20 protein-coding genes and 3 pseudogenes are annotated in these 24,229 nt (G+C 42.2%); 17 read left to right on the plus strand and 6 right to left on the minus strand.

Annotated elements, in window-relative coordinates:
• Window positions 1-200 precede the first annotated feature (200 nt).
• From GOP56_RS18975 to ilvA, 8 genes and pseudogenes are all read left to right on the plus strand, one after another.
• On the plus strand, window positions 201-1,439 hold the full coding sequence (locus GOP56_RS18975; protein WP_121473416.1) for a stalk domain-containing protein: 1,239 nt from the start codon (window positions 201-203) through the stop codon (window positions 1,437-1,439).
• 97 nt (window positions 1,440-1,536) lie between these two features.
• Window positions 1,537-1,912, plus strand: a pseudogene (locus GOP56_RS24035) (sugar O-acetyltransferase); the annotation flags it as partial.
• A gap of 233 nt (window positions 1,913-2,145) precedes the next feature.
• Window positions 2,146-2,787: pseudogene (locus GOP56_RS24040) on the plus strand (collagen-like repeat preface domain-containing protein); the annotation flags it as partial.
• A 72-nt stretch (window positions 2,788-2,859) separates the two neighbouring features.
• Window positions 2,860-3,948: pseudogene (locus tag GOP56_RS24045) on the plus strand (collagen-like repeat preface domain-containing protein); the annotation flags it as partial.
• 555 nt (window positions 3,949-4,503) lie between these two features.
• Window positions 4,504-5,004: a GNAT family N-acetyltransferase gene (locus tag GOP56_RS18990; RefSeq protein WP_163246300.1), complete on the plus strand. Its 501-nt coding sequence runs from the start codon at window positions 4,504-4,506 to the stop codon at window positions 5,002-5,004.
• Between the two features lie 26 nt (window positions 5,005-5,030).
• Window positions 5,031-5,357, plus strand: a complete 327-nt coding sequence (locus GOP56_RS18995; RefSeq protein WP_022586303.1) for a YnfA family protein — start codon at window positions 5,031-5,033, stop codon at window positions 5,355-5,357.
• A 175-nt stretch (window positions 5,358-5,532) separates the two neighbouring features.
• Window positions 5,533-6,921, plus strand: coding sequence for an L-cystine transporter (locus tag GOP56_RS19000; protein ID WP_003345049.1), 1,389 nt, complete (start codon window positions 5,533-5,535; stop codon window positions 6,919-6,921).
• Between the two features lie 604 nt (window positions 6,922-7,525).
• The gene (gene ilvA, locus GOP56_RS19005; RefSeq protein ID WP_003335545.1) at window positions 7,526-8,785 is read left to right on the plus strand and encodes a threonine ammonia-lyase IlvA; all 1,260 of its coding nucleotides are present in this window, start codon (window positions 7,526-7,528) and stop codon (window positions 8,783-8,785) included.
• Between the two features lie 81 nt (window positions 8,786-8,866).
• Here the strand turns inward: ilvA and GOP56_RS19010 are convergent, their stop codons facing one another.
• Entirely contained in the window at window positions 8,867-10,288 is a 1,422-nt protein-coding gene (locus tag GOP56_RS19010) for an amino acid permease (protein WP_121473419.1), read from the minus strand.
• A 180-nt stretch (window positions 10,289-10,468) separates the two neighbouring features.
• Window positions 10,469-12,019, minus strand: a complete 1,551-nt coding sequence (locus GOP56_RS19015) for a sigma-54 interaction domain-containing protein (RefSeq protein WP_163246301.1) — start codon at window positions 12,017-12,019, stop codon at window positions 10,469-10,471.
• A gap of 228 nt (window positions 12,020-12,247) precedes the next feature.
• Here GOP56_RS19015 and GOP56_RS19020 point away from each other — a divergent pair, with 228 nt between their 5' ends.
• Together GOP56_RS19020 and GOP56_RS19025 are read left to right on the plus strand one after the other, a co-directional pair.
• Entirely contained in the window at window positions 12,248-13,438 is a 1,191-nt protein-coding gene (locus GOP56_RS19020; protein ID WP_163246302.1) for an ornithine--oxo-acid transaminase, read from the plus strand.
• Between the two features lie 346 nt (window positions 13,439-13,784).
• Window positions 13,785-14,615 carry an aldo/keto reductase gene (locus GOP56_RS19025; protein WP_101667399.1) on the plus strand — a complete coding sequence of 277 codons (831 nt, stop codon included), beginning with the start codon at window positions 13,785-13,787 and terminating at the stop codon, window positions 14,613-14,615.
• Between the two features lie 58 nt (window positions 14,616-14,673).
• Here GOP56_RS19025 and GOP56_RS19030 read toward each other — a convergent pair whose 3' ends face one another.
• Window positions 14,674-15,510, minus strand: coding sequence for a DUF4915 domain-containing protein (locus tag GOP56_RS19030; RefSeq protein ID WP_163246303.1), 837 nt, complete (start codon window positions 15,508-15,510; stop codon window positions 14,674-14,676).
• Between the two features lie 155 nt (window positions 15,511-15,665).
• Between GOP56_RS19030 and cysC the strand changes: the two genes are divergently transcribed.
• The 5 genes from cysC to queF all read left to right on the plus strand — a co-directional run bounded on the left by cysC (window position 15,666) and on the right by queF (window position 19,414).
• A complete protein-coding gene (gene cysC / locus GOP56_RS19035; RefSeq protein WP_163246304.1) occupies window positions 15,666-16,334 on the plus strand; it encodes an adenylyl-sulfate kinase in 669 nt (222 codons plus the stop codon).
• 634 nt (window positions 16,335-16,968) lie between these two features.
• A complete protein-coding gene (gene queC / locus GOP56_RS19040; protein ID WP_003335536.1) occupies window positions 16,969-17,637 on the plus strand; it encodes a 7-cyano-7-deazaguanine synthase QueC in 669 nt (222 codons plus the stop codon).
• Complete coding sequence (gene queD / locus GOP56_RS19045) at window positions 17,621-18,109, plus strand: 6-carboxytetrahydropterin synthase QueD (RefSeq protein WP_003345030.1); 489 nt, start codon at window positions 17,621-17,623, stop codon at window positions 18,107-18,109. The genes queC and queD overlap by 17 nt, the downstream gene beginning before the upstream one ends.
• Complete coding sequence (queE, locus tag GOP56_RS19050) at window positions 18,102-18,845, plus strand: 7-carboxy-7-deazaguanine synthase QueE (RefSeq protein ID WP_174250689.1); 744 nt, start codon at window positions 18,102-18,104, stop codon at window positions 18,843-18,845. The genes queD and queE overlap by 8 nt, the downstream gene beginning before the upstream one ends.
• A gap of 62 nt (window positions 18,846-18,907) precedes the next feature.
• Window positions 18,908-19,414: a preQ(1) synthase gene (queF, locus tag GOP56_RS19055; protein ID WP_003345027.1), complete on the plus strand. Its 507-nt coding sequence runs from the start codon at window positions 18,908-18,910 to the stop codon at window positions 19,412-19,414.
• Window positions 19,415-19,492: 78 nt separating this feature from the next.
• On the opposite strand, the gene tatC is transcribed toward queF, so the two are convergent.
• From tatC to GOP56_RS19070, 3 genes are all read right to left on the minus strand, one after another.
• Window positions 19,493-20,227 carry a twin-arginine translocase subunit TatC gene (gene tatC, locus GOP56_RS19060; protein WP_003345025.1) on the minus strand — a complete coding sequence of 245 codons (735 nt, stop codon included), beginning with the start codon at window positions 20,225-20,227 and terminating at the stop codon, window positions 19,493-19,495.
• Window positions 20,228-20,267: 40 nt separating this feature from the next.
• Window positions 20,268-20,501, minus strand: coding sequence for a twin-arginine translocase TatA/TatE family subunit (tatA, locus tag GOP56_RS19065; protein ID WP_163246305.1), 234 nt, complete (start codon window positions 20,499-20,501; stop codon window positions 20,268-20,270).
• Between the two features lie 63 nt (window positions 20,502-20,564).
• On the minus strand, window positions 20,565-22,208 hold the full coding sequence (locus GOP56_RS19070) for a PhoX family protein (protein WP_163246306.1): 1,644 nt from the start codon (window positions 22,206-22,208) through the stop codon (window positions 20,565-20,567).
• Between the two features lie 364 nt (window positions 22,209-22,572).
• Here GOP56_RS19070 and GOP56_RS19075 point away from each other — a divergent pair, with 364 nt between their 5' ends.
• Window positions 22,573-22,779 carry a hypothetical protein gene (locus GOP56_RS19075; protein ID WP_163244157.1) on the plus strand — a complete coding sequence of 69 codons (207 nt, stop codon included), beginning with the start codon at window positions 22,573-22,575 and terminating at the stop codon, window positions 22,777-22,779.
• Between the two features lie 236 nt (window positions 22,780-23,015).
• On the plus strand, window positions 23,016-24,215 hold the full coding sequence (locus GOP56_RS19080; RefSeq protein ID WP_003335528.1) for an acetate kinase: 1,200 nt from the start codon (window positions 23,016-23,018) through the stop codon (window positions 24,213-24,215).
• Window positions 24,216-24,229: the final 14 nt, after the last annotated feature.

Raw genomic sequence — 24,229 nt, forward strand, 5'->3', positions numbered from 1 at the left:
AAATAAGCTGAAACGGTTCTGAGATTCCCAAAAAGCCTTCATACAGATTAGGTTTGACTGGAGCATAGTTCATGACAACTGATCATGAGCAGATTGATGTCAGCATTCGTATCAGGAAAACCTCTTACTATTCAGTTTTGTATGTACGAATGATGACGCAAGAGAGACAAAAAAAGGATAAGGACAGGGAGAAAATAGAGATGAAAATATGGTTAAAGACTTTCTTGCTATCTGGGTTACTGCTGTTGCTATTCGGTTTACAGCCTTCCCAATCCCTAGCAAGTGGAAATGCAAAAATTTTACTAGATGGTTATCCACTAAGCTTTCCGGTACAGCCTCAAGTAGTAAAAGGAACGACTTTAGTGCCATTCCGAGCGATTGCAGAAGCGATGGGAATTCAGGTGCAATGGGATAATGCAACACGGACGATCGTTGCTACCAATCCAAATGGAACTGCTGGAACACAGCTTCGCCTACAAATCAACAATGCTACTGCTTATGTGAATAATCAACCAATCAAATTGGCTGTAAGCCCTACGCTTTACAAGGGGAGCGCATTAATCCCGTTGCGGGTTTTCAGTGAGCAATTTGGGGCTACGGTTAACTGGGACGGTGCTAACCAAACTGTATTATTGCAATCTCCACCAAAAGATATATATACGATGGCTTTCTATGCCATTTCTTCATTTAGTGAGCGACAACTTATCCCTTCCTTTGATGCAGTTGCCTTTGGTTGGGCAAGAATCAACGAAAATGGTGAGTTTACACTTCAAGGAAAAGATTTTTATTGGCCTAAATCAGCAGGAGATGTAACGCCAGAGGGGATTGTAAGTGAAGCAAAGGCAGGCGGAACACAGCCATACTTCATGGTTTTTGCTTCAGATCGCAAAGGTGAGCTAATGAAAATGCTTCAAACCGCGCAGCTACGTCAACAAACGATCGATGGAATTTTACAAACTGTGCGCAATCAGCCGTTTGAAGGAGTTGCCTTAGATTTTGAAGGATTGGGCTTGAGCGGAGATATCGAGCTTGAGAAACGTCTATACACGGAATTTATTGGACAGTTAGCTCCTGTGTTACATCAGGAAGGTAAAAAGCTGTCACTAATCTTGCATCCGCCAAACGGTTCCTATAAAGGCTACGATTATGCACAATTAAGTGCTATGGCAGACGATTTGATTATCATGGCGTATGACTATGGACAAAAGGGACAGCCGGAGAATTTGGACAAAGTAAATGAGGCTATCCAGCTTGCGTTAAAGCAAGTGCCAAAAGAGAAGCTGATCCTAGGTATCTCTATGGGCAGTGAAAATGCTGGCACCATTAACAGTAAAATTGGTCTAGCTAAACGATACGGTTTAAAAGGTGTTTCTCTATGGCGATTAGGGCTAATTGGAGAGCCTACTTATTTAGAAATGAAAAAGGCTGTAGCGATGTAACGGTACATCCTTTTATCACATGGCATATATAATCACTAAATCCATCCCTCACATTGAAGGGATGGATTTTTTTATGTCTCTATTAACCTTAAGTGTTATACAGCCTAGCTTTCGATGTGGTTATGGATACAATATTCATCTTGGAGAGCATTTCTTTGCCAACTACGATTGCATCATGCTTGATGTTTGTGAAATACGTATAGGCGAGCATTGTATGCTGGGACCAAGTGTTCATATTTATACGGCTATGCATCCTCTCCATCCTTTAGAGCGGGCAAGTAATTTGGAATATGGGAAACCAGTTGTCATTGGCAATCATGTATGGATTGGTGGGGGTGGCTATCATTAATCCAGAGGTTAGGATTGGAAATAATGTAGTTATCGCTTCAGGAGCTGTCGTAACGAAAAACGTGCCGGATAACGTTGTCGTAGGAGGAAACCCAGCTGTGATTAGTAAAGAGATTGTACTTTAAAAATTACAGGATAGAAATTAAATTACCTCATTACGATTTGCTACAGAGTTAAATACATAAGGGAAGAAGCGTCTAAATGATGAATTTGGACGCTTCTTTTTTTGGCTAAAGGGTGATGAACATACCGTTACATGTACAACAAAAGAGGCACATTTTTCTAAAAATAGTTTATTTACACCATACCCTTTTTAATAATTTGAATACTGTAAAGGAGAAAGGAAGGTGTTATTGCGTTGGATAATCGTTTTGAAATTGACAAGATTTACGACAGCATTATTCAATCGGAGTTAGATCTTTATTTAAGAAAAGATCCACTGTTTGCGCATAGACATTGTAGCCACAGTTCTTCTACCACTTGCAGATCTACGTTTATTACCTTTATTGAATGTCCGACCGGAGCAACTGGAGCAACCGGAGCAACTGGAGCAACCGGAGCAACTGGAGCAACCGGAGCAACCGGAGCAACTGGAGCAACCGGAGCAACTGGAGCAACTGGAGCGACCGGAGCAACTGGAGCAACTGGAGCGACCGGCCCAACAGGTCCGACCGGCCCAGGAAGCGGTCCAATACCCATACCACTAGGACTAATTCCTACATTTATTTCAATATTAAATGGGTTAATTACCGCAGTACCAGCCGTCTTTGCAAATCCTAGTCCAGCAAATATTGAAACACTGAAAATACTATTGCAGGAGTTAAGTATATTTGGAGCTCAGGCTGGTCTTAGCCCTGGCCAATTGTCAGAATTAAATTCTATTATTAACGGTTTACTAACTATATTAGATACGCAGCCGTTTAACCCAAGTGCTTTTGTAACTGAATTCCAATCCTTACTCAATACGCTACAAGAATTTACTTTACTTTTCCAAATTGACCCAGGCACATTACAAATTCTTTTAAGTTTATTGCAACAGCTTCAAAGCATTCTAACTAGCCTTACTCCAGTAGGAGCAACGGGAGCGACTGGAGCAACCGGAGCGACTGGAGCGACTGGAGCAACCGGAGCAACCGGAGCAACCGGAGCAACCGGAGCAACGGGAGCAACCGGAGCGACCGGAGCGACCGGAGCGACTGGAGCAACCGGAGCAACCGGAGCAACCGGAGCGACAGGGGAAACGGGAGCGACCGGCCCAACCGGCCCGACCGGAGCAACGGGAGCAACGGGAGCAACGGGAGCAACGGGAGCGACCGGAGCAACGGGAGCGACCGGAGCAACCGGAGCGACTGGAGCAACGGGAGCAACCGGAGCGACCGGGGAAACGGGAGCGACCGGCCCAACCGGAGCAACCGGAGCAACCGGAGCAACCGGAGCAACGGGAGCGACCGGAGCGACTGGAGCAACCGGAGCAACGGGAGCAACGGGAGCGACTGGAGCAACCGGCCCAACCGGAGCAACGGGAGCGACCGGAGCGACCGGAGCAACCGGAGCAACCGGAGCGACCGGAGCAACGGGAGCGACCGGGGCAACCGGGGCAACGGGAGCGACCGGGGCAACCGGGGCAACCGGAGCAACGGGAGCGACTGGAGCGACCGGAGCGACTGGAGCGACCGGAGCGACTGGAGCGACCGGAGCAACCGGAGCAACCGGCCCAACAGGTCCAACCGGCCCAACAGGTCCAACCGGAGCTCTTGCTACGAGTACTTTTGCCTTTGCAGCGAATTTAACTGGTGGACTTATCGCTGTATTGATAGGTGGTACACTTGTTCCATTCCCTAATGCTCAGGATATTGGACCAGGCATTACAGTCAATGCAACCAGCGATACCTTTACAGTAGCAGCGACCGGTAACTATTTTATTGCTTATACTATTAACCTTTCTGTTTCCCTTCTTGTAAGCTCGCGTATTTTAGTAAATGGTGTTCCAGTACCGGGTAGTGTCGTTTCACCAATAGTTGGTGTAACAGCATTCGAAGCACAGGTAATCGTTCCTGTACCGGCTGGAGCAACCATTCAGGTACAACTATTTGGTGTAGCAGCGATAGCCACTTTAGCCGCCACTATACCAACAAGTATCACGATTATTCGTTTAAGCTAAATCAGGATCAATATGTTAAAAAAGCTGCTCTTCTGAAATAGGAGAGCAGCTTTTTTTTTAGACATACCTTCATGTGAATAATGCTTAATGAACAGTTACGAATTTCCTATAAATTTCATGTTGCCATTTTGTCCAAAAATAGGAAATAATAAGTATATACCACATACCATATACCTCTTTTGTTTTTACTCCTAATATCTTACTATCAACAGCTTCTCAACGTGTAAAGCCAACCAAGAAAGAGTATGCCACATAGCTATATTTTTATGAATAGATATCATCCTAAATTTTTAAAGAAGTCCTCTAATGTTTATAAATAAACTAATTGTTATTTTTATCATGTCATTTTTATTAGAATTTATCTATATTATATCTGCATAAATAAATATATGATTATTTACACATATAATTGTATGGGAGAGTTGAATATCCTGAATAATTATAATATAGTGCCAATTATAATAAGTAGATATATAAGTATTGATGAGGTGTCTTTGCTTGATTTTGCTATGTATTACATAAGGAATGGAAACTATTGAAAAGAGGTGACAGGCTATGTTTCAATTAGAAACAAACAGAATGATCTTGCGAAAAATGAAGTTGTCAGATGTGGAAAAATTACGCAGGATATTTACTGACCCTATTGCTATGCAGTTCTATCCATCTACGAAAAATGAAGAAGAGACGGTTGCATGGATCAAGTGGAATCAGGGGAATTATGAAAAATACGGAATAGGATTTTGGATTGCTGAGAATAAACAGGATGGGGAATTTATAGGGCAATGCGGCTTGGTACCTCAAGAAATTAATCTTCAACAAGAAATTGAAATTGGTTATTTGATTGTCCGTAAATATTGGGGACAAGGATTAGCTACAGAATGTGCGGTTGCTTGTAGAGAATATAGTTTCCATAAGCTTGGCCATGACCGTTTGATTTCACTTATTGATAAAAGGAACGTAGCGTCCAGACGTGTTGCGGAGAATGTCGGTATGACATGGAAAAAAGAAATTAGTAAATGGAATAAAACGATACAATTATACAGCATAACCAAATAACGGATATGCCCAGAAGGAGAAAGTCATTGTTAGCATCAATTTTCTTATTTATCACAGCCGGTCTAGCTGAGATTGGTGGCGGCTATCTGGTTTGGCTATGGTTACGAGAGGCAAAACCAGCCTGGTATGGTCTTGTAGGGAGCATCATTCTTATCGCTTATGGGATTATTCCAACTTTGCAGAGATTTCCTACATTTGGACGAGTATATGCAGCTTATGGAGGAGTATTTATTATCCTAGCGATTATTTGGGGGTGGTTAGTAGATAAAAAGACCCCAGATATGTATGACTGGCTAGGAGCAGCGATTTGTATAGTTGGTGTGGGTGTTATTTTGTGGGCGCCTAGATCATAGGGGCATGGTTTCTATCTTAATGTAAAGATAGAGACCATGCTTATTTATGTGGCATTTTTAAAAAAAATATGGTAAAGTTTAAATCCTACTTTACATATAGGAATTAATGTATTATAACTTGAATATGCTTTAGTTACCTTCATGAGAATTTATCAGACAGAACGGAGGGAATCCATTGTCAACAGTTTGGATTTTACTTAATATTGCTATCATGTTACTCATTATTTTTGGACTATATACCATGCAAAAGAAACATATCTCCTTTTCGAAGCGTGTGTTTACCGCACTGGCTGTTGGGATTGTCTTCGGAGTGGGCTTACAGCTTACCTATGGGGCAAAAACAGACATTATAAAGGATTCGATAGAATGGTTTAACATTGTAGGTAAAGGCTACATTAAGCTTTTACAGATGATTGTAATGCCACTGGTATTTATCTCCATTTTAGCTGCTTTTACAAAGGTTAAGCTAACGAATAATATTGGAAAAATTAGTTCCTTAATTATTGGTATCCTAATTGCAACCACTGCAGTATCTGCCGCTATTGGGATTGGAACAACACTCGCCTTTCATTTAGAAGCTGTTCAAATTCAGCAAGGCGACCAGGAAACAAATCGAGCTGCTCAACTAGAAAAGACGTTTGGTCAAATTCAAGATTTATCTCTTCCTCAGAAAATCGTGGAATTATTACCGGCCAACCCGTTTCTTGATCTAACAGGCCAACGTTCTACTTCTACGATTGCAGTTGTTATTTTTGCTGCCTTGCTTGGCATGGCGTTCTTAGGTGTAAAGGGGAAACAACCGGAACACGCTGCATTCTTTGCCAAAATTGTCGATACATTTTATACGATAATTATGCGGGTAGTGAGCATTATTTTACGCTTAACTCCTTATGGGGTACTAGCTCTCATGACCAAAGTAACGGCTACTAGCGATTATTTAGCAATTCTTAAATTAGGAAAGTTTGTGCTTGCTTCCTATGTCGCGATTCTCATTATGTTTGCTATCCATCTGATTTTACTTGCTGTTACTGGACTTAACCCTATTTCTTATTTGAAAAAGACGTTTCCTGTTTTAACTTTTGCATTCACTTCACGTTCAAGTGCAGGAGCATTGCCTTTAAACGTAGAAACGCAGCGTGATAAATTGGGAGTACCGGAAGGCATAGCTAACTTTGCTGGATCTTTTGGTTTATCCATTGGTCAAAACGGTTGCGCAGGTATTTATCCAGCCATGTTAGCTGTGATGATTGCCCCTACAATTGGGATTGATCCATTGACGCCTTCTTTCATCGTATCTCTTATTGCTGTCGTTGCGATTAGTTCCTTTGGAGTTGCAGGCGTAGGTGGTGGAGCCACTTTTGCTGCTCTTCTGGTCCTCTCTACAATGAACATGCCAATTGCATTAGCTGGTTTGTTAATTTCTGTAGAGCCATTAATTGATATGGGACGTACAGCTCTAAACGTGAGCGGCAGTATGGTAGCCGGTGTGATCACTAGCCGTGTAACGAAAGAGTTAGACACCAATATTTACAATGAACAAACGCAAAAACATGTAGAAGCGTAAGACAATCGGATTGTTTACTTACAGTCTTTTCGCTTTGCTTCTTTTTCAAGTGTCGTCCCGAAACAATTCCTTTGTTCGTGGCGGCACTTTTTTTGTAAGGTTGACAAGCCAGTAACATCTCACTATAATTCTGAACAATAAGTATTGGAATGTTATGAAAAAATATGCATGAAGCCGTGAAGAGGAAGAGTAAAAGAAAGCTCTAGTGTCAGAGAGCCGTCTCAATGTGCTGCGAAGATGGTCGCTATCTTTCCTTGAAAATCACCTCAGAGCTTTGTTGTGGAACAGATCAGTGCAGAGCAGAAGCAGGGGGAGAGTCAGAGCTTACCGAAACTCTCAATCTCTGCGATCATTAGTACATGACAACGAATTGTCCACGTTATCGGACTAAGTCTATTTGAACCTTCTTGAACGTATGTGGTGTATGGATCGCTTTACATGCGAGTCATGAAGGAAGGGGGAATTAGACTTGTGGAGTCCGTTTTTGTGAAGAAACGGAGAATGCTCAGTGGTATCGCGACTCTCGCCTAAGCAATGGAAGTAAAATTCTTTCATGCTGGGCGAGTTTTTTGTTATCGAAAAAAATAGAGAGGCGGAGAAACTGATGAATGTAACAACCAGCAAGCTAACTATAGAAGATATTCTGGTGGCGAGTCATCTATTGCGAGAAGTTATTGTCAAAACACCGCTACAGTACAATGCCGTTTTGTCAGATAAATACCAATGCAATGTATTCTTAAAGCGGGAGGACTTACAGGTTGTTCGTTCCTTTAAATTGCGCGGTGCTTATTATCTCATGCGTACATTATCGGATGAGCAAATGAAACGTGGTGTCGTTTGTGCTTCCGCAGGTAATCATGCACAGGGGGTTGCTTATTCCTGTAAAGCTTTAGGAGCTCGCGGTACGATCTTTATGCCCAGCACAACACCTCGTCAAAAGGTGTCTCAGGTGAAGTTATTCGGCGGCGATCAGGTTGAGATTGTATTAGTGGGTGATACCTTCGATGATTCTTTTTCTGAGGCGATCAAATATGGTAAGGAACATGACATGACGTTCATTCATCCATTTGACCATGAAAAAATTATTGCGGGTCAAGGCACGGTAGGCATGGAAATCCTAAATGATATGACAGAAGCGTTGGATTACCTGTTTGTAGGTATCGGAGGAGGAGGCCTGGCGGCAGGTGTTGGAACTTGTGTCAAGGGGATTAGCCCTCTAACCGATGTCATTGGAGTAGAGCCCCAAGGAGCGGCTTCTATGAAGCAGTCCTTTAGAGAGAATCAAGTGATCGCTTTGCAAGAGATTGATACATTTGTGGATGGGGCTGCGGTTAAGCAGGTAGGGCAGCTCTCATACGAGCTATGTAAAGAGGTGCTTGACGATATTGTCACGGTACCAGAGGGAAAGGTATGCAGTACAATTCTTGATTTATATAATCAAAATGCAATTGTAGCTGAGCCTGCCGGGGCACTTACCATCGCGGCACTGGATGAGTACAAGCATAAAATTAAAGGGAAAAATGTGGTTTGTATCGTTAGTGGAGGAAATAACGATATTGATCGCATGCAAGATATTAAGGAACGGTCTTTAATCTATGAGGGACTAAAGCATTACTTCATCATTAACTTTCCTCAGCGTGCGGGGGCCTTGCGGGAGTTTCTTGATGAGGTGCTAGGGCCTACAGATGATATTACTAGATTCGAATATACCAAGAAAAATAATAAGGATAACGGACCTGCATTAGTTGGCATTGAATTAAAGCAAAAGGATGATTATGAGGCATTAATGGAACGAATGAAGCAAAAGAACTTCCCTTTCATGGAAATCAATCATCATCCTACTTTGTTTAACCTACTCATTTAGTAGAAATGGGTGCAGAATTTTCTTATTAGAAAGAAAAATGAGCCCCCGACATAACATCAGAGGGCCGCTTCTATTAGGGAGCTAGATGATGTGGTACGTTTTATTATCCTCTGGAGATCCATTACTCATGGGCTTTCTTTTAATCCGCAGGAAGTAATAGAGTAAACAGAATAGAGCGAACACTCCGCCGCAATATAAGGCAATCCGCTGATCTTTATCAAAGGCTAGGCTGATAAGTACAACTAGGTTGAGTGTCAAACTAATTAAGGGCAGGATTGGATAAAACGGAGTCCGGAATTTGAGATCTTTTAGCTTCCCACCATTTTTTAGATAATGCTTACGGAATGCTAATTGAGAGGCAGAAATTGAAATCCAGCCTACCTGTGCTCCTAATCCTGCAAGGGAGATCAACCAGAGATATACGGTATTTTCAGCATACACGCTGGAAAGCAAGGATAGCAGGGAAATGGAAAATGTGAGTAATAGGGCGTTCATGGGGACGCCTTTTTTGTTTACTTTACCGAGTGTTGGACTGGCCATTTCTGTTTTAGATAAAGACCACAGCATTCGAGTGGCCGCATATAAACCGGAATTAGCTACAGATAGTAATGCTGTTAGGATAACAAAATTCATAATATCGGCGGCATATGGGATACCAATTTTGTCGAACACCATGACGAATGGGCTTTCAATCACTCCTGCTTGTTGATGGGGAATCAGGCCGGCTAAAATCGTGATTGCCAGCACAAAAAAGATGAGTGTTCGCCAAACGGTAGCTCGAATTGATTTTGGAATGTTTTGCTCTGGATTGTCACTTTCACCAGCAGCAATGCCAATGAGCTCGGTTCCCTGAAAGGAGAAATTCACCGTAATCATCGTAAGCAACAGACCAGTAATTCCATTAGGCAGCCAGGAGGTTTCGGCAAAATTGCTTAGCATGGGAGCAGCTTCGTCACCTCGGAAGGGAATGATACCAAACATTGCACCACCGCCGAGCACGATAAAGGCTAAAATAGCCGCTACCTTGAAACTGGAGAACCAGAATTCAGTCTCACCAAAAGCTTTAGCTGACAGGGCATTAAGTAAAAAGAGGATGACGCCAAAAATAGCGCACCACATCCAGACGGGTGAATCTGGAAACCAACGTTGCATGAGTAGACCAGAAGATAAAAGCTCCAGAGCTACTGTTACAGCCCAGCCCAACCAGTATATCCATCCAATAGTAAAACCCATTGCTGGACTAATAAATTTAGTTGTATACGTCTGGAACGAGCCAGATACAGGCATAGCAACCGATAATTCACCGAGGCAGAGCATGGTGAGATACATGATAAACCCACCTACAAGGTAGGAAATGATGGCTCCGATCGGACCTGCTTGGCTAATGGTATAGCCGGAGCCTAGAAAGAGTCCTGTGCCAATAATTCCGCCGAGTGAGATCATAAATAAGTGTCTACTTTTCAGCGTGCGTTGCAATTCATGAGAGGAACGTTGTGTGGACATGTCCTTCTCTCCTTTCTATGATCTCACAGTGAGATGTATGCGTTTACAGAGAAAATATTATGCAACATTCGTACCAATTCAAATTTTCCGAATTATAAAGATAAATAAAAAGGGGTGCAAAAAAAATTGTCGGTTTTTGTTTGAAAAACTTTGCTGCCAATTTTTTTTGCATGTTGATACTTATTGATTTTCTTGTTGTAAACGGCGTAAGCGATATTGCAAACTTTGTCGACTCATCCCTATATGTTCTGCGGTATGGGATATATTTCCTGCAAACTGATCTAATTTTTTTTGAAGATAGATCGCTTCAAAGGATTGTAGCACTTCTTTTAGTGATAAAGAATCCTGCTGTAAGAGGTGTAGGGTATCTTTCATATAAGACTCGTGCAAAATTGGTTGAGTATTGGTGGTTCCTGTCGAATAGGCTCTACTAGATGGAATAGATGACAAAGGGGCTTCTCTATGATCTATCCCCTTTTGTTCCTGACCCTCGAAGGCTGGCGAAGAAGGAATGGATGTTGATCCAGGTAGTTTACGCCGAATATGGTGGAGAGGTAGATGGTCAAGTGCAATGCTGGTTTCATCGGTTAGCATTAAATTCATCGCACCTTCAATGAAGTGTTCTAATTCACGAACATTTCCAGGCCAATCATAATCTCCAAAAAAACGTTGTACGTCTTCGGTTATACCTACTACATCCATTTGAAACAGGCGGTTATATTTTTCGATGAAATGAGTAACTAAAGGAGGAATATCCTCACGACGTTCACGCAGCGGCGGAATGAGCAGGGTGACCACACCTAGACGATAATATAAATCCTTGCGCAATTTGTTTGCTGAGATTGCTTCGATTGGGTCCTCATTAATAGCGGCGATAATGCGTACATTAATGGTACGATCCTTGGTATCACCGATGCGTCGGATGGTTTTCTCCTGCAAGGCGCGCAACAATTTGGCTTGAAGGGATAGGTTAAGCGAATTTAGTTCATCTAAAAACAGGGTTCCACCTTCTGCTTGCTCAAATAAACCAGGTCTTTCTATGGCTCCCGTAAAGGCACCCTTTGTTGTGCCGAATAATAGTCCCTCGATTAAGCTGTCAGGGAGAGCTGCACAATTTTGCGAAATAAAAGGGGACTTGGCTCGCATGCTTGCATTATGAATGCTTTGCACAAACAACTCTTTGCCAGTTCCAGTTTCTCCGACAATCAGAACGGAGGAGGAGGTGCGTGCTACTCGATTTGCATGTTCAATCATTTCACGAATGGCAGGACTATTTCCAATAATGCTGGCAAAGGTATAACGAGTGTTACCCATCTCTTTTTTTACAAAATAATTTTCACGTATCATCCGCTCCATTTTGGTTACATCATTAGCGATTTCCACTGCTCCAATATTTTTTCCATGTTGCTGCAAGGGGAGAGTGTTGCTAATGGTAGTAATCTCTTGTCCCTTTCCGTTTAAATAGGTTTGTCTGATTTGGCGCAGGCTCTCTCCCTTATGTAGAGCTTGAAGTAAGGTGCTTTCCTGATCAGGGGAAAATTGAAAAACGTCTAGCAGCTTTTTGCCAAGAACATCTTCTTTTTGCATGCCTTCTAGTTCTGCCATTTTACGATTATATAAAATAGAGGTGCCATCCGCGTCGATCACGTGCACACCTTCATTCATTTCGTCTAAAATATGAGCAACCATTGCAAGAAAGGTTGTTCCGTCCATCAACCGAGAAGTGGACATAGCAGCTCACCTCAATTCGTCATTTTATCAATTTGGTGTAGTCATTCTAACATAGATAGAGGGAGGTGCAAAATATTTTTGCTAGGGAAGACCTTTTGCAATTGTTTGTGCAAATTTTTTTTGCGTAGTAAGCTCATTTCGTGCAAGAAACGCTTGGTTTTTTACAATTTTTTGCTGGCATAGAAAATGCATAAAACTATAAGCAGACAGATATAGGGAGGTTTATTTATGACAACGACAAAACAAATTATTGATCAGACAGAACGGTTCGGAGCACATAATTATCATCCATTGCCGATTGTTATTTCCAAAGCAGAGGGCGTCTGGGTAGAAGACCCTGAGGGCACTCGCTATTTAGATATGTTAAGTGCCTATTCTGCCTTGAATCAAGGACATCGCCACCCAAAAATCATTCAAGCGCTGAAGGATCAAGCGGATAGAGTAACCTTAACCTCGCGAGCCTTTTACAACGATCAGCTTGGTCATTTTTATGAAAAAGTGGCTACCTTGACAGGCAAAGATATGGTCATACCAATGAATTCGGGAGCAGAAGCGGTGGAAACAGCAGTTAAAGCAGTACGTCGTTGGGCGTATGATAGTAAAAAAGTGCCGGCTAATCAAGCGGAAATTATTGTGTGTGAAGGGAACTTCCATGGACGCACAGTAACCATTACCTCCTTCTCCTCCGCAGATGAATATAAACGTGGATTTGGACCATTTACCCCTGGCTTCAAGGTTATTCCGTACGGTGACAGCAAGGCATTAGCAGAAGCGATTACTCCTAATACGGCCGCTTTTTTAGTAGAGCCGATTCAAGGAGAAGCTGGGATTGTCATCCCAGAGGAGGGCTTTTTACGTGAAGCGCGACGTCTCTGTGACGAGCATAATGTTTTGCTGCTAGCAGATGAAATCCAAACTGGCTTTGGACGTACAGGAAAAATGTTTGCCACAGATTGGGAAGGTATAAAAGCAGATATGTACATTATGGGTAAAGCGTTAGGCGGCGGAGTTTTCCCAATCTCTGCTGTAGCCGCTGACAGCGAGGTATTAGGCGTATTCGAACCAGGCTCCCACGGGTCTACCTTTGGTGGAAATCCACTAGGCTGTGCAGTAGCAGTGGCCGCGCTGGAAGTATTGGAAGAAGAAGGATTAGTGGAACGCTCCCTAGAGCTTGGCGCTTATTTTATGGAAAAAATAAAAGAGATCAAGAGCCCGCATATGAAAGAGATTCGCGGTAAAGGCTTGTTTATCGGATTAGAGCTGGATACACCAGCACGTCCGTATTGTGAAAGCTTAAAAGCATTAGGCTTGCTGTGTAAGGAAACGCATGATACGACGATTCGTTTTGCACCGCCGCTTGTTATCACGAAAGAAGAGCTGGATTGGGCGATTGAACGAATTAAGCAAGTATTGGCGTAAAGCGAAAGAAGAGCTAGTTACTTATAAGGAAAAGAGCCAGAATGTCTGGCTCTTTCTATTTTTTCTAACCTATTTCTACTTTTTATCCGTGAGATTTACTTCCCAATTGACATTTCTATATTCCTTTTTAGCAAAGTGATATTTGATAGTCAGCTCTTTTGGCATTGTAGTTAGCTCGTGAATAGGTAACGTGTTATCAGACGATAGATAGGATTGGATAGGATGTACCGATTTCATCGATTGCTCTTTGCATCGATGTATTCACTACGTTCTTGCCTAAAAAATTACGAAATAGATTGTTGTATGCTATCATAGCGTTGAGACTTTTGTGAGCGGAGGGATAGATATGACGTTACGTATGACAGATGGAGCAACATTGGCAAACGGAGTAGTAAAGCCGTGGCTAGGGCTTGGAGTCTATAAGGCAGAAGACGGCGCTGAGGTGGAGCAAGCCATTCATATGGCGCTGGAGGCTGGCTATCGAAGCATCGATACAGCGGCTATTTATGAAAATGAAGCTGGAGTCGGCAAAGCGATCCGAGATAGTAAAATTCCACGTGACGAGATTTTTGTCACGACAAAGGTGTGGAACACGGAGCAAGGCTATGAGTCAACCTTACAAGCCTTTGATGCTAGTCTTCAAAAATTAGGCTTGGATTATATTGATTTATATTTGGTGCATTGGCCGGTTCCTGGTAAATATAAAGAGACGTGGAGAGCGTTGGAGACTCTTTATAAAAAAGGGCTTGTCCGTTCGATTGGTGTAAGTAATTTTCATATTCATCATTTGGAAGATTTGTTGTCAGTATGTGAAGTGAAACCGATGCTGAACCAGATAGAGATGCATCCCTATTTAATACAGAAGGAATTGCGTCAGTACTGCGAGCAGAACGGAATTTATGTAGAGGCTTGGCGTCCTCTGATGCGAGGTAATCTGGAGGTTCCTCTGCTGCAGGAAATGGCAGAGCGCTATCAGAAAACTCCTGCTCAAATCGTGTTACGCTGGGATTTACAGCATAATGTTCTGGTTATACCTAAATCTGTGAAAAAAGAACGGATTATTGAGAATGCGGGTCTGTTTGATTTTGAGCTTACGGATGCAGACATGGCGCTGTTAGACGGATTGAATCGAGATCAACGTTTCGGCCCCGATCCCGATCACTTTGATTATGAATAGATAAAAAAGAAAAAACATTTCACGTGTCCATGAAGTAGGAACGTGGAATGTTTTTTGTTTACAGTATCATTTGATCAAAACGATAGCTGTGAACGAGCTGGGCAGGCAGAATTTTTATGTCATAGACTTCTGTGAATGGTAGCTCGATCTCATCGACCTGGATTAAAGATTTTTTATCAATGATCTTAATACTGGCGTTCTTTTCCGTGGTCAAATTACGCGGCTGACTAACCCCTAGCAGAATGTAATCATCTGTAAAGCAGAGCCCGCGTGGATATCCGGGATGGAGTAATGAATGAGTCTGATCATCCTCTTGTATTAAAAGACGTTGTAGTCCTGAATCGCATACATACCGACGATTCCCTTCTGCTTTCGGAGTATGGGGATGAGTCAGCTCCAACCAGAGCTTTTCCTTCGTTTCCACATCCATGATAAAGCCATTGTAAAGAGGATCGTTATAATAATCTCCGTGTTTCATTCCCTCACAAAAGGCAGATACCACCAAACGGCCATTCCAGAAATCAATACAGTTTACATGCCAAGAATCTCCTTCACCAGGAAATGACCATCGTTGCGTAATTTTCCCAGTATCCGTACAAAGCGAAACAACTTCATTTGTGCCAGTAGATACAGCATATAACACATCATCTCGTACCAGCAGATCATGGATATCGGCCAGATCATGATTAATCAACTTTTTTTGAGCACCATCAGGGTGATAGAACATGAGTAAAGCTGAATCAGCAAGGTGAAAAGAACGTATGACAGATGAGTTGTGTAGGGCAAGTCCCGTTGATGAGAAGTTATCAAATACGTGCATTACTCTGTTTTCATAACAAGCCAAACCACCACCGTTAGGGGCGCTTATTAAAAGGGCTTCAGATAAAGATAACATGTCAAATCCCCCTTTTCTACACCGGAATTTTGCTTGTAATGGACTGCCAGCTATCTTGCTCATTTTCCTTACTACTATATTCAAATATGTAGGAGCCGACACATTATTGAGACAGAAGTAAGCGGCCCGTCAAACCGAGTGGAACAAGCTTAACAATGGTACAAGCAACTGTGCATAATGTAATAAAAAAAGAGGGAGAGAGTGAGGAAGTGGGTAATCAACCGACTGATCATACGCAACAGATTGTGTGGCAAACGTCAACAGTAACACAACAGGAACGCTTTGGACTAAACGGCCATAAAAGCTGTGTGCTATGGCTAACTGGATTATCCGGATCAGGGAAGTCAACGATTGCATTTGCTGTTGAGCGGGCACTGTTGGCTCAAAAAATTCGCTCCTATGTGCTGGATGGCGATAATATCCGGCATGGTTTGAATAAAAATTTAGGATTTAGCAAAGAAGATCGGCAAGAAAATATTCGCAGGGTAGCAGAGGTAGCCAAGCTGTTTGTGGATGCGGGGCTTATGACTATCGTTTCGTTTATTTCCCCCTATGAAGAAGACCGACAAATGGCTCGAATGCTGTTTGCTGATCAGGTTTTTTATGAAATCTATATAAAGTGTCCGTTAGAGGTTTGTGAGCAAAGAGATCCGAAGGGCTTGTACAAAAAAGCGAGAACGGGAGAAATAAGCCAGTTTACAGGAATTAGTGCGCCCTATGAGCCGCCGGTTAATCCTGATTTCATTTTAGAAACCGCTCATTGTTCAATTGAAGAAGCTGTAGAAGCGATTCTTGTATTGGTTAAGAAACAAGGGGAAATATAAACTGTTTATGGTCTTACCAATAGCAAAACAATGGAGAGCAAGAAATAAAGGATGTGTGAAAGAAACTAGATTTGGCTGAATCCAAGAGAAATAGACCAATAAGAAGGCTTGTAGGGGTCATAGATGGAATATAACAAGTCTTTCGGATTAGACAAGGTAGGAATGTGGTGTTCCTATCTTGTTTTATTTTTATTACATGTGAATAATGTAAAGAGTTTACAAATGGCTGCATTACTACATAAAACAAGGATAAACAAAAGCTACAAAGGTTCTAAAGTGAACAATAACCAAAATACGCTCAGTGGCTTTTGGTTTAAGAAAAGACATAGAGATGGCTCCTTTAGTAATCGTAAATGGTTTGCTTTATTAAATCTATTAGGATCAACTAAGTAAAAATTTGTAATTTATAAAACAACCTTATACTTTCTATCAAAACAGCGTATAATGGAGAAGTCTGTTTACCGCAACCAGACAACCAGAAGAATTCCATGCCTTGGTGCATGGGAGAGGTTCGCGAACTCCCTCTATAAAAAACTACCTGGGGACAAGTTTCATATGAAAGTTCAAGAACGCTCTTTCTTCGTAGACCCTTGAAGACAACGATTCTTCAAGAACACGAAAGGGATGAAGCGAGATGAAAAAAGACAAAGCGGTGGTTGTATTTAGTGGTGGCCAAGATAGCACAACGTGTTTGTTTTGGGCATTAAAACAGTTTGGTGAGGTGGAAGTAGTCACTTTTGATTACGGCCAGCGTCACAAGCAAGAAATTGAATGTGCGCAGCGAATTGCCAAGGAACAAGGTGTAGGGCAGACGATTATGGATATGAGTCTGTTAAACCAATTGGCTCCTAATGCGTTGACACGCGATGATGTCGCGATTGAACAAGTAGAAGGTGAAATCCCCAATACATTTGTGGATGGACGCAATCTGCTCTTTTTGTCGTTTGCAGCGGTCTACGCTAAGCAAATTGGCGCTCGACATATCATCACGGGTGTTTGTGAAACCGATTTTAGCGGGTATCCAGATTGTCGAGATTCCTTTATCAAATCACTCAATGTCACGTTGCAGTTAGCGATGGATTATCCATTTGTGATCCATACACCACTTATGTGGCTAAACAAAGCGCAGACGTGGAAGCTATCCGATGAACTGGGTGCGTTTGAGTATATCCGTGAAAAAACCTTGACCTGCTACAACGGAGTGATTGGCGATGGATGTGGGGAATGCCCTGCCTGCCAGTTGCGTGCCGCAGGCCTGGAAGCATACGAAGAGGAGCGAGCGAACAATGGGAAACTTCTATGATTTTCGCATTGTCGAACGCTTGCAGCGATATGAACAGGATATCCAGAAAAAAGAGCTGCGTTATCATCAAAAGCGAGTGCTGGTAAGTAAAGAATTCACTTTTGATGCCGCTCATCATCTGCATGCTTACGAAGGGAAATGTAAGAATTTACATGGACACACCTATAAGGTTGTGTTTGGCATTAGTGGTCGTCCCAATGAAATTGGGATTACCGTAGACTTCGGGGACATTAAAACGATCTGGAAGGAACAGATCGAGGTTTATTTAGATCATCGTTATTTAAATGAAACGTTACCACCAATGAATACAACAGCAGAAAATATGGTAGCGTGGATTTTTGAAAAAATGGAAGAGTCGCTTACCAATAGCTCTATTTATCTCGAACAGGATGTACGTGTGGAATTTGTACGGCTATTCGAGACACCGACTAGCTACGCCGAAATGCGCCGGGAGTGGATGTATCATGAGTAGCATTCCTGTGCTAGAAATTTTTGGCCCGACAATCCAAGGAGAAGGAATGGTTATTGGGCAAAAAACCATGTTTGTACGTACGGCTGGCTGCGATTATCGGTGCAGTTGGTGTGATTCTGCTTTTACATGGGATGGCTCGGCTAAAGAGCAAATCAGCATGATGACAGCGGAGGAAATTTGGAATCAGCTACAGGAGCTTGGCAAAGACTGCTTCTCGCATGTCACGATCTCAGGGGGCAATCCGCTATTGCTGGCCCCGCTTGGAGAACTAGTCCAGTTGCTACATTCTCATAACATTCGCATTGGTGTGGAAACCCAGGGGAGCAGATGGCAGGAATGGTTAGCTGAAGTGGATGATGTCACCTTATCCCCGAAACCGCCTAGCTCCGGGATGACGACAAATATAGACCGACTGGATGAAATAGTTGCCAAGCTTACTGACAACCCTCTTCAATCAACTGATCAACAGGTTAGCATGAAGGTGGTTGTATTTGACGATGAGGATTTCCAGTATGCAAAAGAATTACATCAGCGTTATCCGCAGGTGCCGTTTTATTTGCAAGTAGGGAATCCTGAATTGGCTGATATTGAAGGTGAACGAGAAGACTTGCGTGATCGGTTACTACAATCATTGGAATGGTTAGTGGACAAGGTAGCCATGAGCAAAGAGTTTAACAATGCCAAAGTTCTACCGCAGCTACACACCCTGCTGTGGGGCAATAAACGAGGCGTGTAATATCGTCTGACCGAAATGTGCCTTGCAGATGTGAGAAAAAGAGCTAAAGGAGTTTCATAAAGATGACCCATAATAATCAATCTACAAACCCGCAATTAAAAGATTTAACGCTGCTTGGCAATCAACAGACAGCGTATCATTATGAATATAATCCAAATGTTTTAGAAGCATTTGACAATAAACACCCATATCGCGATTATTGGGTAAAATTTAATTGCCCCGAATTCACCAGCCTCTGTCCAATGACAGGTCAGCCAGATTTTGCAACCATTTATATTAGTTATATACCTGATAAGAAAATGGTTGAAAGCAAATCCTTAAAACTGTATCTATTTAGTTTCCGCAATCATGGTGATTTCCATGAGGATTGCATGAATATTATTATGAACGATTTAATCAAGCTAATGGACCCAAAATATATTGAGGTATGGGGGAAATTCACTCCACGCGGAGGTATTTCGATTGATCCCTATTGCAATTACGGGAAGCCAGGCACTAAATTTGAAGAGATGGCAGAGCATCGCATGATGAATCATGACATGTATCCGGAGAAAGTGGATAATCGATAGAATGAGCATTATATAGCAAAAGAGGCGGTCTTCATCCCGATTTTGATCGGAGATGGGCCGCCTCTTTTAACAATTCGACTATCCTAGGGTAATCTGCTCTCTCTCTAGCTTTTTACGATACACTATTCTTGAGATTCCAATGCTTAATTCGTATAACCCAATCAGCGGTACAAGTACCAAAATGTCCGATATGATGTCGGGTGGAGTTACCGAGATAGAAATGATGGATAGTAGAAAATAAGCGGGCTTGCGTAATTTTGCTAACCGATGCGGATTCACAATACCCAAATGACTGAGAAATAAAACCACCAGTGGAAGCTCGAATAATACCGAGAAGGGTAGGCAAAAAGCGAGCATAAAGCTGAAATAGTCGCTAGCCGTAATTAAGAGCTGAAAGTTATTGTTGGACAATCCAAGCACGAATTGATACACCATAGGGAACAAGATAAAATAGGCAAACATTGCCCCGCTGATAAACAACAGAAACAGAGCGGGAATATACATCAATGTTACCTGACGTTCTTTAGTGGTTAAAGCTGGAGAAACAAAGCCCCATATCTGAAAAGCTGCAATCGGAATCGTAATCGCGACGGCGGCCCATGCAGATAGCCTCATATAAATGGTTAGTACATCGGTAGGGCCTAAGATGGTCAGCTTTTCTCCAGAACGATTCGTGAGGAATTGATAAATAAAATCTACATATAAAAAGCAGATAACAAAGCTGATCAAAAATGTGGCAATGACAATAATAATCCGTTTTCGCATATCGCTTAGATGGTCGAAGATATGACTTGGAGTGTTGGAAGGGTCCAATGAAATTCTACCTCTTTCAACTAGATTCGAACAAATCAATTTAGGAAACCTCTTTTTTAGCTGGCTCCATAGCTTTTGTTGCTTCTGGCGTTTTCGCTAGTTCTGAGGACTGATCCGGTTCCTCGTCCTTGGTTAAATCCTTGGCTGCTGTTTTAAATTCACTTAGGGTACGTCCAAAGGCACGACCAATCTCAGGCAGCTTGCTAGGGCCAAAGATAACCAATGCAATAATTAGAATCAGGATAAGACCTGGAATCCCAATAGATGATAGCATGTGGATTTATCTCCCTTTCTTAATATAGAGTGTCTATCTATCTTCAAAAGGCAGGTGTAGCGGCTAAAATCCATGAATAGCAATTACTCCTGGCAAGGCGAGAGAGGATGCTCCGCGAGGCCAGTGACTGGTTGGCTTATCGTAAGACTCTAAATTTTCGCCAGGATGCTGAACGGATAAAAATAAAGTTTTTTCATCGGGTGTAAACCAAGGTCCTGTCATCTCCGCACCAACTGGGGCTGAAGCAAACTGACTAGCTACGCCTTTATGCTCACCAGAAGTAGGAATAAAATAGACTCCATTATTCCCAAAGGCACGGTAGATTCCCGTATTCATAGAACCAGAGGAGATGTCAGTCACGACCCACAGATTACCTGCACTATCAAAGGCCAGATTATCTGGAGCCGCAAAGCCACTTTGCGGACCACCTGTCGCAAAAATTTCAAAATCAAACTCTACGCCAGCGTGATCGTTATTCTTTTCAAACAGGCGCATGATATGACCATAAAAGTTACTATGATTTTTATTGTTTGTTAGGGAAATAAAGATAGAACCATCAATCGGATGAACCTCCACATCTTCGGGACGGTCCATTGGTGTCCCACCAGCTACTTTTGCAGCGATGCGACAGTTAATCAACACATCTGCTTGGGAAGTAAATTGCGGTTTTTTGTCTTTGTCCACAGCTTTTTGCAAGGCTTCGGTCTTGTGGTAATCGAGAGCTATCCATTTCCCCTTTGCAAAATTGGCCACATACAGCGTGCCTTCCTCTAGCAGCTTGCTGTTGGCTTTACCTTTAGCCTTATCGTACTTATTTTTAGATACATATTTATACACGTACTGATCAGTCGCGTCATCGCCCATGTATACCACTAATTGACCACCAGGAGCTAGTGTCATAGCGGTATTTTCGTGCGAAAAGCGTCCAAGTGCCGTATGCTTTTTAGGAGTAGAGCTTGGATCGAATGGGTCCACCTCCACTACCCAGCCATAGTGGCGCTCATCAGCAAGCTTGCAATCGGTGACCACATCCTGAAAATTCTCTTCACAGGATAAAATAGAATTCCACAGGGTGACACCGCCAGAGCAGTTGGCAAATGTACCGACTACTTCTTTCGCCAGGCTAGCGGCAGGGCCTGTCATGAGGTGTTTGGTTAATCCGCTAACACGGCGACCATATTTGGAGGTAGGAACCAATGTCCACTTACCTTGCGCCTTTTTAATTTCAATGACAGACCCGCCTAATGCGTACAGGTATTTACTGATTTGTTCTTGCGTGCGTTTATTATTTTGGGGATCAGCGTTTAGGTTATCATAGCCATTTACATAGTATTCTAGCTCACCGCAATATTCATGATTCGTCCAGAGTAAACCATGATCTGATTTTCCATTCATTGGCAGGAAACAGTTGAAATCAGCATTAAAACCAAAAGTATCGCCGGAAGCGTTAATTTTATCACCATAAAGGGCAATGACATTGTAAGTGAAGCCTTGGGGAAGAATGACGTCATCCTTTGTGCTTGGTTTAATCGGGGTGAATTTCGGATGAAAGGCTTTAGGAGGAGATTGAAGGCCAAATAGATGATCTGCTGTTTTCCCAGAGATGGACTCTCCTTTGGCAAGGGCCGGAATCCCTGTAGCCAATGAAGCGAGAGCAGCGGTGCCGGTTCCAAGAAATGTTAAAAACTGACGACGGTTTACTTCCATTGGTTGAATCGCTCCTTTTCCTTGTTAAAAGCTCGTTTTCGCTTTTCATTGTAAAGAGCTTGTCAGGAGATGAGGTTAAGCTGGGATGAAGATTCTATGAAAGAGAAACGAGTTTTTTTACAAAAGGAATGATAGTGATAGGAAGAGAGGAAAAGGCTGAAGCTTATTAATGGACGGGATTTTAGGAAAGATCAAATGGGGTAAAAGTAACGAGAATTATTAAAAAGGTATAGGCAGTGTAAAGAGTTATGATAGAGGCTTTTAAAAAAAATAACATTCAATTTCTAAGCTTGTCTATTCCTTTTCTAATGCATATGTTGAACTGCCCATCGAAAATCCGGAGTCGGTTATTTCTGAGGTCATTATGTTTTACGAGCAAAGAGGCCTAATTCCTAGATTTTATGTTAAAAATGTAGAGAAAGGATTTGCTGTTCCTTCCATTACGAAAAGAGCAAGTGGGCATAAAGATACGGTCTTGTTGGGAAATGTTGACATGCTACCCAAATTTAGAGGGAGGGGACTCATTCGTCAGCTCATTATTCATATGCAAAAGGAAGTGGGAAAAGCATAGCCGCGGTACGCGATGAAGGATGATGAACGAGCGCTGAGTACGATTGTATCGTTTTGGACATACTAAAAGTAACATTTTTTGAAAGAGTCTGAATTTCTTGTGATAACATTCACAGATGCGAGGATTCATGCTAAAGTAGATTACTAGAGATTGTGATGAAATCGGTCTATGCTGATTCTTCATTAATCGAGAGAGACAACGAAAGACAAACAACAAGATAGGATAAAGGTGATCATATGGCAATCGTACTATCCGTAAACTGTGGTAGCTCCTCTTTGAAATACCAATTGTTTGACATGCCTTCTGAGCGTGTATTGGCAAAAGGTCTAATGGAGCGTATTGGCATGGAGGATTCCATGTCTTCATTCCAAGTAGGCGATGGAGAGAAGCTAAAAGAAACGCTTGATCTGAAAGACCATGAAGTAGCTGTAAAAAAACTAATTGCTTTGTTAACTGATCCAGAAAAAGGCGCTATTAAAGATATTACAGAATTAGATGGCGTTGGTCATCGTGTAGTTCACGGCGGCGAGACTTTTAAAGATTCTATATTGGTAACAGATGAAGTAATTAAAAAACTAGAAGAGCTTTCTGAGCTAGCTCCTCTACACAACCCAGCAAACATCATGGGAATTACTGCATTCCAAAAAATTCTACCGAGCGTTCCTGCGGTTGCAGTTTTTGATACAGCTTTCCACCAAACTATGCCTGCTAAATCTTACTTGTACAGTATCCCAACTGAGTACTATGAAAAGTACGGTATCCGTAAATACGGTTTCCACGGTACTTCTCACAAGTATGTAATGCAGCGTGCTGCTGAATTATTGGATCGTCCAGTAGAAAAACTACGTTTGATTAGCTGCCATTTGGGTAACGGTGCTTCCTTGGCTGCTATCTACCGTGGTAAATCCATTGATACATCCATGGGCTTTACACCACTTGCTGGTTTGCCAATGGGTACTCGCTCTGGAGATATCGACGTAGCATTGCTTCCTTATCTACAACAAAAAACAGGTCTTTCTGTTGACCAATTAGTAGATGTTCTAAATAAAAAGTCTGGTCTTCTAGCTGTTTCTGGCTTGTCCAGCGATCTTCGCGATATCGAGTCTGCAGCAGAGAACAATGACGAGCGTGCCGAGCTATCTCTACAAATCTTTGTAGAAAAAATCCGTAACTACATCGGTTCTTATGCTATGCAAATGAACGGTGTAGATGCAATCATTTTCACAGCCGGTATTGGTGAAAACAGTGATATCATCCGTGGTCGCGTATTGGATAAATTAGAGTGGATGGGTGTATACTTCGACCGTTCTAAAAATAACGTACGTGGTAAAGAAACTGATCTTACTTTCGATCATTCTCCAGTTAAAGCTTTCATTATCCCTACAAACGAAGAGGTAATGATTGCTCGCGACACAATGAAATTTGCTAAACTATAAGAGATAAAATGAAA

Origin of the sequence: Brevibacillus sp. 7WMA2, from assembly GCF_010748895.1 — a bacterium.
GTDB lineage: Bacteria > Bacillota > Bacilli > Brevibacillales > Brevibacillaceae > Brevibacillus_B > Brevibacillus_B halotolerans.

Excerpts from the sequence above, each read along its gene's own strand:
- GOP56_RS19030 (WP_163246303.1), bottom strand. The coding sequence starts at position 15,510 with ATGTTATCTTTATCTGAAGCCCTTTTAATAAGCGCCCCTAACGGTGGT.
- GOP56_RS18990 (WP_163246300.1), top strand. The coding sequence starts at position 4,504 with ATGTTTCAATTAGAAACAAACAGAATGATCTTGCGAAAAATGAAGTTG.
- GOP56_RS19020 (WP_163246302.1), top strand. The coding sequence starts at position 12,248 with ATGACAACGACAAAACAAATTATTGATCAGACAGAACGGTTCGGAGCA.
- ilvA (WP_003335545.1), top strand. The coding sequence starts at position 7,526 with ATGAATGTAACAACCAGCAAGCTAACTATAGAAGATATTCTGGTGGCG.
- GOP56_RS19070 (WP_163246306.1), bottom strand. The coding sequence starts at position 22,208 with ATGGAAGTAAACCGTCGTCAGTTTTTAACATTTCTTGGAACCGGCACC.
- queF (WP_003345027.1), top strand. The coding sequence starts at position 18,908 with ATGACCCATAATAATCAATCTACAAACCCGCAATTAAAAGATTTAACG.
- GOP56_RS18975 (WP_121473416.1), top strand. The coding sequence starts at position 201 with ATGAAAATATGGTTAAAGACTTTCTTGCTATCTGGGTTACTGCTGTTG.
- GOP56_RS19015 (WP_163246301.1), bottom strand. The coding sequence starts at position 12,019 with ATGTCCACTTCTCGGTTGATGGACGGAACAACCTTTCTTGCAATGGTT.
- GOP56_RS19075 (WP_163244157.1), top strand. The coding sequence starts at position 22,573 with ATGTTTTACGAGCAAAGAGGCCTAATTCCTAGATTTTATGTTAAAAAT.
- cysC (WP_163246304.1), top strand. The coding sequence starts at position 15,666 with ATGGTACAAGCAACTGTGCATAATGTAATAAAAAAAGAGGGAGAGAGT.
- queD (WP_003345030.1), top strand. The coding sequence starts at position 17,621 with ATGGGAAACTTCTATGATTTTCGCATTGTCGAACGCTTGCAGCGATAT.
- GOP56_RS19025 (WP_101667399.1), top strand. The coding sequence starts at position 13,785 with ATGACGTTACGTATGACAGATGGAGCAACATTGGCAAACGGAGTAGTA.
- queE (WP_174250689.1), top strand. The coding sequence starts at position 18,102 with ATGAGTAGCATTCCTGTGCTAGAAATTTTTGGCCCGACAATCCAAGGA.
- GOP56_RS19080 (WP_003335528.1), top strand. The coding sequence starts at position 23,016 with ATGGCAATCGTACTATCCGTAAACTGTGGTAGCTCCTCTTTGAAATAC.
- GOP56_RS19010 (WP_121473419.1), bottom strand. The coding sequence starts at position 10,288 with ATGTCCACACAACGTTCCTCTCATGAATTGCAACGCACGCTGAAAAGT.
- queC (WP_003335536.1), top strand. The coding sequence starts at position 16,969 with ATGAAAAAAGACAAAGCGGTGGTTGTATTTAGTGGTGGCCAAGATAGC.
- tatA (WP_163246305.1), bottom strand. The coding sequence starts at position 20,501 with ATGCTATCATCTATTGGGATTCCAGGTCTTATCCTGATTCTAATTATT.